The following is a 15,959-nucleotide window of genomic DNA, read 5'->3' as shown; positions in this document are numbered from 1 at the left end:
TCACTGTCCTTCCCGGTCGGAACCGACCGAAGCGTATCCATTCCCACCCGTCGAGCCGTCCACGGCGGCATGTCCGCCGGTGGACCCGAAGCCCCCGTCGGCCCGAGCCGAACCGGGAAGCTCCGCGACCTCGTGGAAGCGCACCTTCTCGACCTGTTGGACGACCAATTGGGCGATCCGGTCGAACCGCTCGAACCGCACGCTCGTGCGCGGGTCCAGGTTGACCACGATCACCTTGATCTCTCCACGGTACCCGGCATCGACCGTCCCCGGGGCATTCACCAGTGCCACACCGCAGCGGGCCGCCAGACCCGACCGCGGGTGCACGAACGCCGCGTACCCGTCCGGGAGGGCGATGGACACCCCGGTCGGCAGCACCGCGCGCTCGCCCGGGGCGAGCTCGGCGGCCTCGGTGGTGACGAGGTCCGCGCCCGCATCACCGGGGTGGCCGTACGCGGGCAGGGGCACCTCGGGGTCCACCCTGCGGATCAACACATCGACGGGCGTCCGGGTCACGCCGTCCTCCTGTTCGCTTCCATGCCCGCGGTCACGGGCCTGCCGCCTGCGGGGCATACGGTCACGGGTTCACCTCGAAGGCACGCGCCACCCGGACCTGGTCGGGGTCGGCGAGTGCCGCGTCGATCTCCTCCGCGCGGCCGTTCTCGATGAAGTGGTCGATCTTCACCTCGATGAAAAGGGCGTCGGCGCGGACCGCGACCGGTCCGTCCGGGCCGCCGATCCGGCCGGTCGCGGTGGAGTAGATCTTGCGCCCGTCCACGGCGGTCACCCGCGCTTCCAGGTGCAGTACGGTGCCGACCGGCACCGGTGAGAGGAAGTCCGTCTCCAGGCGGCCGGTCACCGCGATCACGCGCAGCAGCCAGCTGAGCGCGCCCATCGTCTCGTCCAGCGCCGTGGTCAGCACGCCGCCGTGGGCCAGTCCCGGCGCGCCCTGGTGGGCGGTCTGCACGGTGAACTCGGCGGTCAGGCTCACGCCCTCGCCCGCCCGCGCCGCGAGCCGCAGCCCGTGCGACTGGCCGTCGCCGCAGCCGAAACACTGGGCGTAGTGCGATCCCAGGGGCTCCCCGGGCGCGGGGGCGTCGGGGTGCCGCACCGGTGGTCTCGCCCCGGCCGGCGGCGTCAGCGCTGTCGTTCTTCCACTCACAGCGCCGAACCTTACCCGCGCGACAGGTACGGATCGTCCGCCGTGCCAAGCTTGCTCTCATGCAGCCTTACGAAGAACGTCTGACCGCGCCCCGTTCCTGGTGGTTCATGACGGCCCTGGTAGGGGTCGCGCTGGGGCTGATCATGCTGCCCTTGGGCACCCTGCCGCTGGTGGGCGGGCTGATCGGCGGGACGGCGCTGGCGGCCGTGGCGGTGAGTTCGTACGGCTCGGCGCGGGTCCGGGTGGTGGCGGGTTCGCTGGTCGCGGGGGACGCCCGGATCCCGGTGTCGGCCCTGGGCGCCGCCGAGGCGCTGGACGCGGAGGAGGCGGCGGCCTGGCGCACGCACAAGGCCGATCCGCGGGCGTTCATGCTGCTGCGGGGATACATCCGGACCGCGGTGCGGGTGGAGGTCACCGACCCGTCCGACCCGACGCCGTACGTCTATCTCTCCACCCGCCATCCGGAGCGGCTGGCCGCGGCGCTGGACGCGGTACGGGCGGGCTGAGCGGCGCTTTCGCCGGTCAGCCGGGCGGCAGGGGTTCGAGGGACGGCAGCGCCTCCCAGGTCAGCTGCCGGGCGCGCAGGTCCTTGCGGATCTTCTCGGCGAGTTTCCTGGTCTCGCGCCGGTTGGTCGTGGCTCCGACGACCGCGCCGATCATGTAGGGCGCCAGGCCGGGCAGATTGCGGAAGGACCGCTTGAGGACCTTCTGGCGCAGCTCGCGCCGGAGCTGGACACCGAGCGCCGCGTTGACGGTGACCGGGGCGGCCACGTCGATACCGCGCTCATCCGCCCAGGAGGCGAGGTACGCGGCGGCGCGCAGACGCCTGCCGCCGGGCGCGCGCAGTCCGTAGACCTCGTGCAGCTCGGCGACGAGCTTGAACTCCACGGCGGCCACGCCGACGATCTCGGCCGCCAGCTCGGCGGGCAGCGCGGGGGGAACCGGCAGCATCGCCGCCGCGCCGATGCCCGCTCCCACGGTGGAGGTGCCTTTGACGGCACCGGCCACCAGTGCGTCGGCCAGCTCCTCCGGTCCGAGCCCGGGGAACTGCGCGCGCAGGGTCGCGAGGTCGCGGACCGGGATGCGCGGGGCGTTCGCGATGATGCGCTCGACGGTGGTGGTCAGCCCCGCCCGCACACCTCGGCCGCCCACGCGGGCACGGCGGCCGACCGCGGCCGCGAGCGAGGCCCCGCGGCCCCGCTCGACGCTCGCGTCGCCCTGCTCCGCGCTCACGCCGGTCCGCGCCTCAGGCCGCGCAGTCGCGGCAGATCGGCTGGCCGTTCTTCTCCTCGGCCAGCTGGCTGCGGTGGTGCACGAGGAAGCAGCTCATGCAGGTGAACTCGTCCTGCTGCTTCGGCAGCACCCGGACGGCCAGCTCCTCGTTCGAGAGGTCCGCCCCGGGCAGCTCCAGCCCCTCGGCGGCTTCGAACTCGTCGACGTCGACCGACGAGGTCGACTTGTCGTTCCGGCGGGCCTTCAGTTCTTCAATGCTGTCCTCGTTGACGTCATCGTCGGTCTTGCGTGGGGTGTCGTAATCCGTTGCCATGTCGCTCTCCCCCTCTGGGTGTCTGCGGTGTCTCCAGCGCACGTAACGCGTGAGAGGCCGGACTTGTGCCCGACCCGAGGCGGAGATTTTGCCTCACATCAAGGTCTGTTACTCAATCGACACCCAACCGCACCTCTAAGAGGCGATCGAGTTGAGTGGCGAAGGGGACCGTACACGGTCCGCGAGGCGCGTGGCGCACCCGCCTTGACGTGTACTTCCCGTGAGCGGGACGCCCGGAAACCCGGATTTTCCCGGCCTTCCGCCGACCGTGGCGATCACTCAGCGTGGATGGCTGGAAATTCGCTCATGTGAGCGATCACACACGAACGAAGTGGTGGTGGGGTCCGGAAAATTCCGCCTAAAGCGAACCAGTGCGCGATCGTACGGCCTGCGGACATGGTCGCAGATCTCAGCGCGGAAGGACGACTCGCATGATCAGACCACCACCCTCGCGCGGCTCCGCCGAGATCCGCCCGCCGTGCGCCCGCGCCACCGAGCGCGCGATGGAAAGACCCAGGCCAACACCCTTGTCGCTGCCCGTACGCTCCGTACGGAGCCGCCGGAAGGGCTCGAAGAGGTTGTCCACCTCGTATGCGGGAACGACCGGACCGGTGTTCGTCACCACCAGCACCGCGTGGCCGCCCTGCGCCTCGGTGGTGACCTCCACCCATCCGTCGTCCGGCACGTTGTACCGCACCGCGTTCTGCACCAGGTTCAAGGCGATCCGCTCCAGCAGTACCCCGTTGCCCTGGACCACGACCGCCCGCCGGAAGCCGCGCAGCTCCACGCCCTTGGCCTCCGCCTCGCCGCGCACCTGGTCGAGCGCCTGGGTGGCCACCTCGGCCAGGTCCACCGGCTTGCGGTCGACGATCTCGTTCTCGCTGCGGGCCAGCAGCAGCAGCCCCTCCACGAGCTGCTCGCTGCGCTCATTGGTCGCCAGCAGCGTCTTGCCGAGCTGGACGAGCTCGGGCGACGCGGCCGGATCGGAGAGCTGGACCTCCAGCAGGGTCCGGTTGATCGCCAGCGGCGTACGCAGCTCGTGCGAGGCGTTGGCCACGAACCGCTGCTGCGCGGTGAACGCCCGGTCCAGCCGCTCCAGCATCTCGTCGAAGGTGTCCGCCAGCTCCTTGAGCTCGTCGTCGGGCCCGTCCAGCTCGATCCGTCGGGACAGGTCCGAGCCGGCGACCTGGCGCGCGGTACGGGTGATCCGGCCCAGCGGCGAGAGCACCCGGCCGGCCATGGCGTAGCCGAAGGCGAAGGCGATCACCGACAGGCCCAGCAGGGCCAGCAGCGAGCGGCGCAGCAGGCTGTCCAGGGCCAGCTGCCGCTGCTCCTGCATGCAGTCGTTGAGCGCCGGGTTGAAGACCTCGGGAGGCAGCCGTTTCCCGGTGATCTCCGGGCAGGTGTCGTTGGTGGCGATCACCTGACCGCTGACCAGCTTGAACGGCAGCTCATTGCCCACATGCAGGGCCTGGGCCGCCAGCAGGTACATGATCGTCAGCAGGATGACCCCGGCGATCAGGAACACTCCGCCGTACAGGAGAGTGAGCCGTATCCGGATCGTGGGGCGCAGCCAGGGATGCCGCGGCGCGGGCAGCCACGGGTCGCGGGTCGGCTTCGGGGGGACGGTGGGCGGCGGTGGAGAGGTGGCCATGCGGGTCAGATCCGGTAGCCGGAGCCGGGCACGGTGACGATCACGGGCGGCTCACCGAGCTTGCGGCGCAGCGTCATCACCGTGACCCGCACCACGTTGGTGAACGGATCGGTGTTCTCGTCCCAGGCCTTCTCCAGGAGCTGCTCGGCGGAGACCACGGCGCCCTCGCTGCGCATCAGCACCTCCAGCACGGCGAACTCCTTGGGCGCCAGCTGGATCTCCTTGCCGTCCCGGAAGACCTCGCGGCGGTTGGGGTCCAGCTTGATCCCGGCCCGCTCCAGGACGGGCGGCAGCGCGACGGTCGTACGGCGCCCCAGGGCCCGCACCCGGGCGATGAGCTCGCTGAACGCGAACGGCTTGGGCAGGTAGTCGTCCGCGCCGAGTTCGAGGCCCGCGACCCGGTCGCTGACGTCGCCGGAGGCGGTGAGCATCAGGACGCGGGTCGGCATGCCCAGTTCGACGATCTTGCGGCACACGTCGTCGCCGTGGACCAGCGGAAGGTCGCGGTCGAGCACGACGACGTCGTAGTCGTTGACCGCGATGCGCTCCATGGCGGCGGCACCGTCGTACACGACGTCCACGGCCATGGCCTCCCGGCGCAGGCCGGTGGCCACCGCATCGGCGAGCAGCTGCTCGTCCTCGACGACGAGTACACGCACGTCGCTTGTCCTTCCCTCGGGGACCCCGCGGACGGGGCCGTGATCACTCAGCACGCTCCTTGAGCGCCTCCATCCTGCCCCGAAGCCCGATAAACCGGCGGTAAGCGCGGTGAGCGGGGCCTTTCCGGCCGGTGGACCGGCGGTGGCGGCCGTACGGACCCGGCGGTAGCGGCCGTGCGGATGGACGGTGGCGGCCGTGTGGACCGGGGGTGGCGGCCGTGTGGACGGGCACGGAAGAGCGGGCAGACGGCCGACACACGTTCGGATTCGATTCCGATTCGTCGGGTAGTCGAGGTTTCCGCCCGGCCGGCGATGGGGAGGACGACTGCACACACCCGCGATCACTCCTTGCTTCCTGGCACGCGAACGACCCGCTGGACCTCGCGGCCGGCAGGGCCACGCACGTGATCGCCACCCTCCGGCCCCGGCCGGCGGGGAAGACCGGAAAACCCCTGAGGGCACACCCCCGTGCCGCCGATCCGACCCAGACGAGGGGGCGCCATATGGACGCGTTCACCGCAGGCCTTCTGCAGCGCATAGAGACCACCCAGTCCGACCTGTCCCGCGCCCGTGAGGCGGGCGACGAGCACCTCGTCGACGTTGAGCTGGCGGAGCTGGACGATCTGCGCCGACTGGCCGCCGAGCACGGCGTGCAGGTCGGTGCCGTCGCCGTCTGAGCCCACCCCGGCTCCCCCGTACACGGGACCCGAAGCCACGGACGACGGAGCGCCCCGGTGCCTGCACGGCACCGGGGCGCTCCGCTGTCCGCGGGCGGCCCTCAGTCGTGCCAGGCGCCGAGCTCCTCCAGCCGCCGCTGCAAGGGCTCGAAAAGGCCCGGTACGGCCGCGAGCGTCAGGTTCCCGTCGGCGGGGGCGCCCGGCCTGCCGCCGGTCAGTGCGCCGGCCTCGCGCGCGATGAGCTCGCCCGCGGCCAGGTCCCACGGGTTGAGCCCCCGCTCGTAGTAGGCGTCGAGACGGCCGCACGCGACGTCGCACAGGTCGATGGCCGCCGAGCCGCCCCGCCGGATGTCCCGCACCCGGGGCAGCAGCGCCCGCAGGACCTCGGCCTGGGCGGCGCGCCGCTCGGTCAGATAGCCGAAGCCGGTGCCGACGAGCGCCTGCTCGAAGGGCGGCGTCGGCCGGACCCGGGTCCGCTCGCCGTTCCGGAACGCGCCGCCGCCCGCGACCGCGTGGTAGGTCTCCGCGCGCATCGGCGCCTCGACCACGCCCACGATCGTCTCGCCGTCCAGTTCGGCGGCGATGGACACCGCCCACGACGGCAGCCCGTAGAGGTAGTTGACCGTGCCGTCGATGGGGTCGATCACCCAGCGCACGCCGCTGCTGCCGGCCGTGTTCGCGCCCTCCTCCCCCAGCACGCCGTCGTCGGGGCGCCGCTCGGCGAGGAAGTCGGTGATCAGCTTCTCGGCGGCCACGTCCATCTCGGTGACGACGTCGATCGGGCTGGTCTTGGTCGCGGCCACGCCGAGGTCGGCGGGCCTGCCGTCGCGCAGCAGGGCTCCGGTGCGGCGGGCCGCCTCCAGGGCGACGGCGAGGAGTTCCTGCTTGAGCTGGTCGGTCACTGTTCTCCTTGGTCGTACAGACGGCCCGCCGCGGCTGCGGGCGGTCGGGTCACACGTCGGGCACCGGCATCCGGGCGGCGGCTACGCGTACGGGCTGTCGGCGCCCGCCGCGGCGGGCCTGGGGGTCCGCGCCGGGCAGCAGCCGACGGGGCACAGGTCGTGGCTCGGCCCGAGCCGGCCCAGGACGCAGTGCTCCGGGACCGGGTGGTGCTCCTCCGGCGCCGCCGCCCGGCGCTCGGTCGCCGCCCGCTCCAGCACCAGGTCGCGGACCGCGGCGGCGAAGCGGGCGTCGGCGCCGACCGTGGCGGCGCGGCCGACCGGCAGCCCGAGCTCCTCGGCCTTGGCCGCCGCCTCGGTGTCGAGGTCGTACTTGACCTCCATGTGGTCCGAGACGAAGCCGATGGGGACCATCACGGCCGCCGGTGCCCCGGCGGCGTGCAGCTCCTCCAGGTGGTCGCAGATGTCGGGCTCCAGCCAGGGGATGTGCGGGGCGCCGCTGCGGGACTGGTAGACCAGCCGCCAGGGGTGCTCGATCCCGGTCTGCTCGCGCACCTCGTCGGCGATGACCCGCGCGACGTCCAGGTGCTGGGCCACGTACGCGCCCCCGGCCCCGTCGGAGGTGTGGTCCTCTGCGGGCCCGGAGGTGTCGGCGGCGGCAGTCGGGATGGAGTGCGTGGTGAACGCCAGGTGCGCCCCGGCCCGGACGTCCTCGGGCAGCCCGGCGAGTGCGGCGAGCGTCGCGTCCACCATGGGCCGGACGAAGCCGGGGTGGTTGAAGTAGTGCCGGAGCTTGTCCACCCGCGGCAGCGGGAGGCCCTCGCTCTCCAGGGCCGCCAGCGCGTCCGCGAGGTTCTCCCGGTACTGGCGGCAGCCGGAGTACGAGGCGTAGGCGCTGGTGGCCAGCACCAGCACGCGGCGGTGCCCGTCGGCGACGATCTCGCGCAGGGTGTCGGTCAGGTACGGCGCCCAGTTGCGGTTGCCCCAGTAGACCGGCAGGTCCAGGCCGTGCTCGGCGAAGTCCTTGCGCAGCGCCTGGAGCAGCTCGCGGTTCTGCGCGTTGATCGGGCTGACCCCGCCGAACAGGAAGTAGTGCCGGCCGACCTCCTTGAGCCGCTCACGGGGGATGCCGCGGCCCCGGGTGACGTTCTCCAGGAACGGGACGACGTCCTCCGGCCCCTCGGGGCCGCCGAAGGAGAGCAGGAGCAGGGCGTCGTACGGCGCGGCGCCGGGCTGGGGTGATCGCTGGACGGACATGTTCCCGATCCTGCCACTCCCGGGCCGAACGGGCTCATGGGGCGGGAGGCCCGCCGCGGGGCTGGGACCGGCGGAAACGTGGGGCCCGGGACCGGCGGAAATCCGGGTGTGCGCCCCCCGCCGGGGACCGTAAGCTGTATCGGCTACCTACATCCCTTACCACGCTGACCGGCGGAGCGCTGCCCTGTGCCCAGTCCCTATCGCCTGATCTTCGCCGCTCCCGGCGCCAAGGGCTTCTCCGCGGCCGGCTTCCTCGGCCGGATGCCCCTGTCGATGATGGGCATCGGCGTGGTCACGATGATCTCGCAGCTCACCGGCCGGTACGGCCTCGCGGGCGGGCTCGCGGCCGCCGTGGCGCTCTCCGCCGCCGCCGTGGGACCCCAGATATCCCGGCTGGTCGACCGCTACGGCCAGCGCCGGGTCCTGCGGCCGGCCACCCTGGTCGCGGCGACGGGCGCGGCGGGGCTGCTGGTGAGCGCGCACCGCGGGTGGCCGGACTGGACGCTGTTCGTGTTCGCCGCGGTGGCCGGCTGCGTGCCCAGCGTCGGCTCGATGGTGCGGGCGCGCTGGGCGGCGATCTACCAGGACTCCCCGCGTGAGTTGCACACCGCCTACGCCTTCGAGTCGGTCGTCGACGAGGCGTGCTTCATCGTGGGGCCGATCCTGTCCATCGGACTGTCCACGGCCTGGTTCCCCGAGGCGGGCCCGCTGCTCGCCGCCTGCTTCCTGACGGCCGGGGTCTTCCTGCTCACCGCGCAGCGCGCCACCGAGCCCGTGCCGCATCCGCGCGAGCAGCACGCGGGCGGTTCGGCGCTGCGCTCCCCCGGCCTGCAGGTCCTGGTGGCCACCTTCGTGGCGACCGGGGGCATCTTCGGCGCGGTGGACGTGGTGACCGTGGCGTTCGCCGAGGAGGAGGGGCACAAGGCCGCGGCGAGCCTGGTACTCGCCGTCTACGCGCTCGGCTCCTGCCTGGCGGGCGTGGTCTTCGGCCTGCTGGACCTCAAGGGGTCCGCGGCCCGCCGGTGGCTGCTGGGCGTGTGCGCCATGGCCGTGAGTATGATCCCCCTCCAACTGGTCGGGAGCCTGCAGTTCCTGGCCGTGGCGCTCTTCGTCGCGGGCCTGTCCATCGCACCGACGATGGTCACCACCATGGCCCTGGTCGAGCGGCACGTACCACGCGCGAAACTGACCGAGGGCATGACCTGGACGAGCACGGGGCTCGCGGTCGGGGCGGCGCTCGGCTCGTCGGCCGCCGGTGCGGTGGTCGACGCCGCCGGGGCCGGTGCCGGGTACGTGGTCTCGACGGCGTCCGGAGCGCTCGCGGCGGCGGTGGGCTTCCTCGGCTACCGCCGGCTGCTGCGGCCGGCGCCACAGCGGGTGACACCGCAGGCGAGGGGAAGGTCAGGGGCGGATGGCCACGACGAGGACCGGGCGGAGCAGCGGCACTTGGCATAACTGGGCGGGGAATGTCACCGTCCATCCGGTACGGACGGTGTCCCCGGCGTCCACGGAGGAACTGGCGGCGGCGGTCCGCGCGGCGGCCGCCGAGGGCCTGGCGGTGAAGGCCGCCGGCACCGGCCACTCCTTCACCGCCGCGGCCGCCACCGACGGGGTGCTGATCCGGCCCGACCGGTTGACCGGGGTGACCGGGCTGGACCGCGCGGCCGGCACGGTGACCGTGGCGGCCGGCACCCCGCTGCGGCGGCTGAACGAGACCCTCTCCGCGCACGGGCTGTCGCTGACCAACATGGGCGACATCATGGTGCAGACCGCGGCCGGGGCGACCAGCACAGGCACCCACGGCACCGGCCGCGACAGCGCCTCGCTGGCCGCCCAGATCCGCGGCCTCGAACTGGTGACGGCGGACGGCTCGGTGCTGCGCTGCTCGCCGACCGAGAACCCGGAGGTCTTCGCGGCGGCCCGGCTGGGGCTCGGCGCGCTGGGGGTGGTCAGTTCGATCACCTTCGCGGTGGAGCCGGAGTTCCTGCTCACCGCCCGTGAAGAACCCATGTCCTTCGACCAGGTGACCGGATCCTTCGACGAACTCGTCGCGGACAACGAGCACTTCGAGTTCTACTGGTTCCCGCACACCGACCGCTGCACCACCAAGCGCAACAACCGCACCGAGGGCCCCGCCGCCCCGCTCGGCCGGGTCAGCGGCTGGATCGACGACGAGTTGCTGTCCAACGGGGTCTTCCGGGCGGCCTGCGCGCTGGGGCGGGCGGTACCGGCCACGATCCCGGGCATCGCCCGGCTCTCCAGCCGCGCCCTGTCGGCCCGTACGTACACCGACATCCCCCACAAGGTCTTCACCAGCCCGCGCCGGGTCCGCTTCCTGGAGATGGAGTACGCGGTGCCGCGCGAGGCGGCCGTCGAGGTGCTGCGCGAGCTGAAGGCGACCGTGGACCGCTCGGACTTCCGGGTCGGCTTCCCGGTGGAGGTGCGGACCGCGCCCGCCGACGACGTACCGCTGTCCACCGCGTACGGCCGGGACAGCGCGTACATCGCCGTGCACATGTACCGGGGCACCCCGCACCAGGCGTACTTCACGGCGGTGGAGCGGATCATGACCGCGCACGGGGGACGGCCGCACTGGGGCAAGCTGCACAGCCGCGACGCCGGGTATCTGGCCGGGGTCTATCCGCGGTACGGGGAGTTCACCGCGCTGCGCGACCGGTTGGACCCGGGGCGGGTCTTCGGGAACGACTACCTGCGGCGGGTGCTGGGGGCCTGACGCGGCCCGGCGACCTGACGCGGCCCGGCGGCCCGATGCGGCTCAGCGGCCGGCGGTGGTGCCCCCGTTGGAGTCGCCGGTCGCGGGGTTGGCGGGGGTCGCGGGTGGTGTGGTCGCACCGGTGTCCGTGCCGTCCTCGTCGCCGTGGCCCGCGTCGCCACCCGTAGCGCCGGTGCCCGGCGAGGGGGTCGGGGTGGGAGTGGGGCTCGGAGTGGGCGTGGCGGTGCCGTCCGGCCTGGACGTACCGTCGCCGTCACCGGTCGGGGTCTTCGACGGGGTCGGGGTCGGAGTGGGCGTCGCGCCGCCGCCTGCCGGGGTTTCGCCGCCCGGGGACGGGGCGCCGGGCGTCGGGTCGGGGCGCGGGGTGGAGCGCCGGGAGCCGCCGTCGCCCACGCTGTTGCCCACGGTGGTGCCGCCGTGGTCGCCACCCCAGACGTTGGACACCGGCCCGCCGGAGAACATCTCGATTCCGGTGATGGCCCCCATCGCGAGGGCGAAGACCGTGCCCGCCGCCAGGGCGGGACGCTTCCAGCCGCGCAGCCGCGTGCCGTGCGTCGTCGCTTCGCCGTACGCGCCGGGCACCGGTGGGTGGGAATCGCGGGCGCCGGTCCCGGACTTGGGCCGGGCCTGGACCGTCACTTCCTTCAACTGCTCACCGGTACGCCGGAACAGATGCTGGAAGACCGAACCTCCGGCCGTGGCCACCACGCTCACCACGCCGGCGCCGATGATGGTTCCGTACACACCCAGTTTGGAGGCGAGTACGGCCGCGGCGACAGCCGCCAGCGCGCTGCCCGCGACCTGAGCGACACTCAGCTCGAGGCGTCGGGTTTCCGCCTTTCCGCCGCTTCCCGCCGACTTTTCCTCACTTTCGGCTCTGACGCCCATCTCTGCCCTTGATCGACCGTTCATGCCACCTTGCAACCACAAGTGACTTCCGAGCGAAGCGAGTAGTTCCATTTCTGACGCTTCTGTGAAACTCGACACGCCACCGGATTCCGGCGGCCGCGCCGGAGGGGCGGAACTCAGCCGTCTGGCGTGAACTTGGCTGGCGCGCCGGTCCACCCAGGTGGCCCGAATGGAGTACTGTGGCGAGCCTTGGCCCCGCTTTCCCGTCCGGCCGCCCGGACCCAGCGGGAGGGGTCGACCAGCGGCAACTCGACCGGCGGCGCCGCGACATGGCAGGGGACTTGCTGCACAGAGTGACGACCGTCACTATGAGTTGCGAACAGGTAACCGTGCCATAACGGCGGATCGGGGCCCAGACCCGACACGCCGGGCAACTCGGCAATGTTGTGGCAGGCTGCACCCGGGCAGGCCACACTCGTCTAGCGGGAGAACGGCAGCGACGCACGTGACGTCGGCAGGCACCACCCGGGAGGTCCCCATGCCCGAACTGCGTGTCGTGGCCGTCAGCAACGACGGCACACGGCTGGTGCTCAAGGCTGCGGACAGCACGGAGTACACGCTACCGATCGACGAACGGCTGCGCGCCGCGGTGCGCAACGACCGTGCCCGGCTCGGCCAGATCGAGATCGAGGTCGAGAGCCATCTGCGGCCCCGCGACATCCAGGCGCGTATACGAGCCGGTGCGACCGCGGAAGAGGTCGCCCAGATGGCCGGCATCTCGGTGGACCGGGTGCGCCGCTTCGAAGGACCGGTGCTCGCCGAGCGCGCGTTCATGGCCGAGCGCGCCCGTAAGACTCCCGTCCGCCGCCCCGGTGAGAACACCGGGCCGCAGCTGGGCGAGGCCGTCACCGAGCGTCTGCTGCTGCGCGGCGCCGAGAAGGACACCGCGCAGTGGGACTCGTGGCGGCGCGACGACGGCACGTGGGAGGTGCTGCTCGTCTACCGCGTCGCCGGGGAGCCGCACTCGGCGAGCTGGACGTACGACCCGCCCCGGCGGCTGGTACAGGCGGTCGACGACGAAGCGCGGGCGCTGATCGGCGAGACCGACGACACGCCCGAGCCGAGCTTTCCGTTCGTACCCAGGATCGCGCGGCTGCCCCGGGACCGGGTACTCGACCGGCCCGACCGCCCCGAGCGCTCCACCGACCGGCTCGACCGACTGGAGCGGCTGGAACGCCCCCTGTCGGCACCGCACTCCGACGCCGACACGGAGGCCGTGGCCGCCGACGACAGCGGGGTCAGCGGCGGCGAACGCGAACGTGACTCGCTGACCAGCCTGCTGGAGGCGGTGCCGAGCTTCCGGGGCGACATGGTCGTGCCCGAGCAGTCGGGGCCGCCGTCCGACCCGTCGGACGAGCCCGCCGAGGAGCCGGAGGCGGTCGAGCCGCCCGCCCCGGCGGCGAGCGCAGGCGCGGGCGCGGCGTACGCGGATGTGCTGATGCCCCGTTCGGTGGCCGGGCACCGCGAACGGCTCACCGGCACGACCGACCGCCAGGCGGAGGCGGACGGCGTCCGCCCGGGCCGCCGGGCGGCGGTACCGAGCTGGGACGAGATCGTGTTCGGCACGCGCCGCAAGAAGCAGGACTAGCGCCGCCGCTCCTGCGGCGGGGTGCGCCTTGCCGTTGTCCCGACGGCGGGCGGTGAGCGCGCGGGCGCGCGGGCGACCACCCCGGTGAGGTGGTCGCCCGCGCCCGCCCGAGCACCCCCGCCCGCCCGAGCGCCCGCGTCCCGCAAGTGGCTTCGCGCGGTGGGTACCTGACGGGCGGGTGGGTGGGAAACGTCAGCCGGGGTGAGGGCCCGTGGCCACCGGGCGGGTCCCGTCCGACGACCACTCGCTCCACGACCCGACGTACAGCGCCGCCGGAACCCCTGCCACCGCCAGCGCCAGCACCTCCTGGGCGGCCGAGACGCCCGAGCCGCAGTAGACCCCGACCTCCACTCCCTCCTTCGCGCCGAGCCGGGCGAAGCGGTCGGCCAGCTCCGCCGCCGGCCGGAAGGTGCCGTCCGCCGCCACGTTCTCGGTGGTCGGGGCGGACACCGCGCCCGGGATGTGGCCGGCGACCCGGTCGATCGGCTCGACCTCGCCCCGGTAGCGCTCCGCCGCGCGGGCGTCCAGCAGCACCCCGCGCCGCGCCAACTCCGCCGCGCCCTGCGCGTCCAACAGCTCCAGCGCGCCCGGCGCCGGGGTGAAGTCGCCCGGCGCGACCGGGGGCTCCTCGGTGGTCAGCGGGCCGCCGGCCGCGGTCCACGCGGCGAGCCCACCGTCCAGGACGCGTACCCGGGTGTGGCCCGCCCAGCGCAGCAGCCACCAGGCACGGGCGGCCGCCCAGCCCTGGCCGCCGTCGTAGACGACGACGTCGCGCCCGGCGGTCACCCCTGCCCGGCGCATCGCGGCCGTGAAGACGGACAGGTCGGGCAGCGGATGCCGGCCCTCGGTGCCGGCCGGGCCCGCGAGTTCGGTCTCCAGGTCCACGTAGACCGCGCCGGGGATGTGCCCGGCGGCGTAGGCCGGGCGGCCGGGCGGACCGCCGAGCTGGTAGCGGACGTCCAGCAGGGTCGGCGGCTGCTCGGCGGCCGACTCGCTGCCGAGTTCGGATGCGGTGATGATGGCATTCATAAGACCCCATCCTTGCGTAGAGACGCCTGCGCCGAATGGTCTCCCGGGATACGCGGTGTACGTCGCATTGACATCATCCAGCAACGCGGCCGAAAAGGGTGCGACACATGAAAACGGGCATGCTCCTTCGGGAACCCGGGGAATGCGGCGCGGTCAGGGCGTACGGGGCGGCTGGTGGTGCAAGCATCTGCTCGGGCCCCGTCCCGTACGACCCCATCCATCCCCGAGGAGCCGATCGGCCTGTGCCGCACGGCTACCCCGATGGTCCGAGGAGAGAGTTTGATGACCGAGGCACCGGCTCGGTGCGCACCGGGCATGCCCTGCTGGACAAGTCTGATGGTGCACGGCCTGGCCACGACGGAGAGTTTCTACCAGGCGCTGTTCGGCTGGGACTTCAGGCCCGGACCACAGCAGCTGGGCGCGTACGTACGAGGAGTGCTCGACGGCCACGCGGTGGCCGGGATCGGTGAACTCGCCCCCGAACGGCACCTTCCCATCGCCTGGACGACCTACTTCGCCTCGGACGACGCCGACGAGACGGCGGAGCGGATCCGGTGCTGCGGGGGCACCGTGGCCGTGGGGCCGCTCGGCGCGGACCTGGCGGGGCGGCTGGTGATCGCCGCGGACCCGGCGGGCGCGGTGTTCGGGGTGTGGCAGGGCCGGGAGCATCTGGGCTCGGACCTGACGGGGGCGCCGGGCACCCCGGTCTGGCACCAGCTGCGCACCTACGAGACGGCCACCGTCGGCGGGTTCTACGAGGCCGTCTTCGGCTACCGGACCGAACCGGAGGGGGCGGGGAAGGCCGAGGAAGCGGACGGGGCGGACGGCGTCGACCGGGCGACGATGTATCTGGGCGGGCGGCCGGTTGCCGCGATCCACGGCGTGGGGCATGCCCTGCCGCCGGACCGGGGGCCGTACTGGCTCACGTACTTCGGCGTGGCGGACACCGACGAGGCCGTCCGCCGGGTCACGGAGCTGGGCGGGCGTGTCATCGAGCCGCCGCGGGCGGGGCCGGCGGGGCGGCAGGCCACCGTCGCGGACCCCGAGGGCGCGGTGTTCCGGGTGGTGCAGACGCCGCGTTAGGGGGCGGTGGTCACGGGCAGGACGTCCGGGGACAGCGCGCCGGCGCGGGCCGTGGCGGCGGTCATCCGGCGCCGGTGGTGGCGCCGGCACAGCACCTCGTAACCGACCTCGCCGTCAAGCCCGTTGACGTCGCCGACGACGACCTGGGCCCCCTCGACCACCATCTGCCCGCCGACGGTGCGCGCGTTGTGGGTGGCCCGGGAACCGCACCAGCACAGCGCCTCGACCTGGAGCACCTCGATGCGGTCGGCGAGTTCGACCAGGCGCTGCGAGCCGGGGAAGAGCTTGGTGCGGAAGTCGGTGGTGATCCCGAAGGCGAAGACGTCCATGTCGAGGTCGTCGACGATGCGGGCCAGCTGGTCGATCTGGAGCGGGGCGAGGAACTGGGCCTCGTCCGCGATGACGTAGTCCACCCGGCCGCCGGCCGTGAGCTGGGCGACGACGTAGGCGTAGAGGTCGAGCCCCTCCCGCGCCTCCACCGCCTCGGTGACGAGCCCGAGCCGGGAGGAGAGCCGCCCCTCCCCCGCCCGGTCGTCGCGGGTGAAGATCAGGCCCTGGAGTCCACGTGCCGAGCGGTTGTGCTCGATCTGGAGAGCGAGGGTGCTCTTTCCGCAGTCCATGGTTCCGGAGAAGAACACCAGCTCGGGCATGGTGGTGGTAACACCTTTCGTGGATACGGGGTCGGGGGCGCAGGGCAGCGGGAGCGCCGGGCGGCGCGGGGTCGGCGCGGGGATGTGGGGCCGCCGGGGACGGGCGCGGCAG

The 15,959-nt window shown here is 73.1% G+C and carries 17 protein-coding genes; 6 read left to right on the top strand and 11 right to left on the bottom strand.

Annotated elements, in window-relative coordinates:
* Both dut and Q3Y56_RS26785 read right to left on the bottom strand, forming a co-directional pair.
* Complete coding sequence (dut, locus tag Q3Y56_RS26790; RefSeq protein WP_304464371.1) at positions 1-516, bottom strand: dUTP diphosphatase; 516 nt, start codon at positions 514-516, stop codon at positions 1-3.
* A gap of 61 nt (positions 517-577) precedes the next feature.
* Positions 578-1,162: a PaaI family thioesterase gene (locus Q3Y56_RS26785; RefSeq protein ID WP_304464370.1), complete on the bottom strand. Its 585-nt coding sequence runs from the start codon at positions 1,160-1,162 to the stop codon at positions 578-580.
* A 59-nt stretch (positions 1,163-1,221) separates the two neighbouring features.
* On the opposite strand from Q3Y56_RS26785, the gene Q3Y56_RS26780 reads away from it, so the two are divergent.
* Positions 1,222-1,668: a DUF3093 domain-containing protein gene (locus Q3Y56_RS26780; RefSeq protein WP_304464369.1), complete on the top strand. Its 447-nt coding sequence runs from the start codon at positions 1,222-1,224 to the stop codon at positions 1,666-1,668.
* Positions 1,669-1,684: 16 nt separating this feature from the next.
* On the opposite strand, the gene Q3Y56_RS26775 is transcribed toward Q3Y56_RS26780, so the two are convergent.
* From Q3Y56_RS26775 to Q3Y56_RS26760, 4 genes are all read right to left on the bottom strand, one after another.
* On the bottom strand, positions 1,685-2,395 hold the full coding sequence (locus Q3Y56_RS26775) for a hypothetical protein (RefSeq protein WP_304464368.1): 711 nt from the start codon (positions 2,393-2,395) through the stop codon (positions 1,685-1,687).
* A gap of 13 nt (positions 2,396-2,408) precedes the next feature.
* Complete coding sequence (locus Q3Y56_RS26770) at positions 2,409-2,708, bottom strand: DUF4193 domain-containing protein (protein ID WP_304464367.1); 300 nt, start codon at positions 2,706-2,708, stop codon at positions 2,409-2,411.
* Between the two features lie 409 nt (positions 2,709-3,117).
* Positions 3,118-4,362 (bottom strand): cell wall metabolism sensor histidine kinase WalK, encoded by a 1,245-nt coding sequence (locus Q3Y56_RS26765; RefSeq protein WP_304464366.1) that lies wholly within the window; start codon positions 4,360-4,362, stop codon positions 3,118-3,120.
* A 5-nt stretch (positions 4,363-4,367) separates the two neighbouring features.
* Positions 4,368-5,021: a response regulator transcription factor gene (locus Q3Y56_RS26760; RefSeq protein ID WP_304464365.1), complete on the bottom strand. Its 654-nt coding sequence runs from the start codon at positions 5,019-5,021 to the stop codon at positions 4,368-4,370.
* Positions 5,022-5,524: 503 nt separating this feature from the next.
* Here Q3Y56_RS26760 and Q3Y56_RS26755 point away from each other — a divergent pair.
* Positions 5,525-5,698 carry a hypothetical protein gene (locus Q3Y56_RS26755; RefSeq protein WP_304464364.1) on the top strand — a complete coding sequence of 58 codons (174 nt, stop codon included), beginning with the start codon at positions 5,525-5,527 and terminating at the stop codon, positions 5,696-5,698.
* A 101-nt stretch (positions 5,699-5,799) separates the two neighbouring features.
* Here Q3Y56_RS26755 and Q3Y56_RS26750 read toward each other — a convergent pair whose 3' ends face one another.
* Complete coding sequence (locus tag Q3Y56_RS26750) at positions 5,800-6,600, bottom strand: inositol monophosphatase family protein (RefSeq protein ID WP_304464363.1); 801 nt, start codon at positions 6,598-6,600, stop codon at positions 5,800-5,802.
* A gap of 81 nt (positions 6,601-6,681) precedes the next feature.
* Complete coding sequence (locus tag Q3Y56_RS26745) at positions 6,682-7,854, bottom strand: ferrochelatase (protein WP_304464362.1); 1,173 nt, start codon at positions 7,852-7,854, stop codon at positions 6,682-6,684.
* A 186-nt stretch (positions 7,855-8,040) separates the two neighbouring features.
* Between Q3Y56_RS26745 and Q3Y56_RS26740 the strand changes: the two genes are divergently transcribed.
* The gene (locus Q3Y56_RS26740; RefSeq protein WP_304464361.1) at positions 8,041-9,309 is read left to right on the top strand and encodes an MFS transporter; all 1,269 of its coding nucleotides are present in this window, start codon (positions 8,041-8,043) and stop codon (positions 9,307-9,309) included.
* On the top strand, positions 9,266-10,588 hold the full coding sequence (locus Q3Y56_RS26735) for a D-arabinono-1,4-lactone oxidase (RefSeq protein ID WP_304464360.1): 1,323 nt from the start codon (positions 9,266-9,268) through the stop codon (positions 10,586-10,588). The genes Q3Y56_RS26740 and Q3Y56_RS26735 overlap by 44 nt, the downstream gene beginning before the upstream one ends.
* 42 nt (positions 10,589-10,630) lie before the next feature.
* Here Q3Y56_RS26735 and Q3Y56_RS26730 read toward each other — a convergent pair whose 3' ends face one another.
* Positions 10,631-11,332 carry a hypothetical protein gene (locus Q3Y56_RS26730; RefSeq protein WP_304464359.1) on the bottom strand — a complete coding sequence of 234 codons (702 nt, stop codon included), beginning with the start codon at positions 11,330-11,332 and terminating at the stop codon, positions 10,631-10,633.
* Positions 11,333-11,942: 610 nt separating this feature from the next.
* Between Q3Y56_RS26730 and sepH the strand changes: the two genes are divergently transcribed.
* Complete coding sequence (gene sepH, locus Q3Y56_RS26725; protein WP_304464358.1) at positions 11,943-13,085, top strand: septation protein SepH; 1,143 nt, start codon at positions 11,943-11,945, stop codon at positions 13,083-13,085.
* A 192-nt stretch (positions 13,086-13,277) separates the two neighbouring features.
* Here sepH and Q3Y56_RS26720 read toward each other — a convergent pair whose 3' ends face one another.
* Positions 13,278-14,114 (bottom strand): sulfurtransferase, encoded by an 837-nt coding sequence (locus Q3Y56_RS26720; protein ID WP_304464357.1) that lies wholly within the window; start codon positions 14,112-14,114, stop codon positions 13,278-13,280.
* Positions 14,115-14,396: 282 nt separating this feature from the next.
* Between Q3Y56_RS26720 and Q3Y56_RS26715 the strand changes: the two genes are divergently transcribed.
* A complete protein-coding gene (locus Q3Y56_RS26715) occupies positions 14,397-15,197 on the top strand; it encodes a VOC family protein (protein ID WP_304464356.1) in 801 nt (266 codons plus the stop codon).
* Here the strand turns inward: Q3Y56_RS26715 and Q3Y56_RS26710 are convergent.
* A complete protein-coding gene (locus Q3Y56_RS26710) occupies positions 15,194-15,847 on the bottom strand; it encodes a thymidine kinase (RefSeq protein ID WP_304464355.1) in 654 nt (217 codons plus the stop codon). The genes Q3Y56_RS26715 and Q3Y56_RS26710 overlap by 4 nt on opposite strands.
* Positions 15,848-15,959: the final 112 nt, after the last annotated feature.

The sequence above is a fragment of the Streptomyces sp. XD-27 genome (genome assembly GCF_030553055.1).
Lineage (GTDB): Bacteria > Actinomycetota > Actinomycetes > Streptomycetales > Streptomycetaceae > Streptomyces.
Note: the sequence above shows the minus strand (reverse complement) of the source record. Positions and strands in the feature narration are given on the sequence as shown.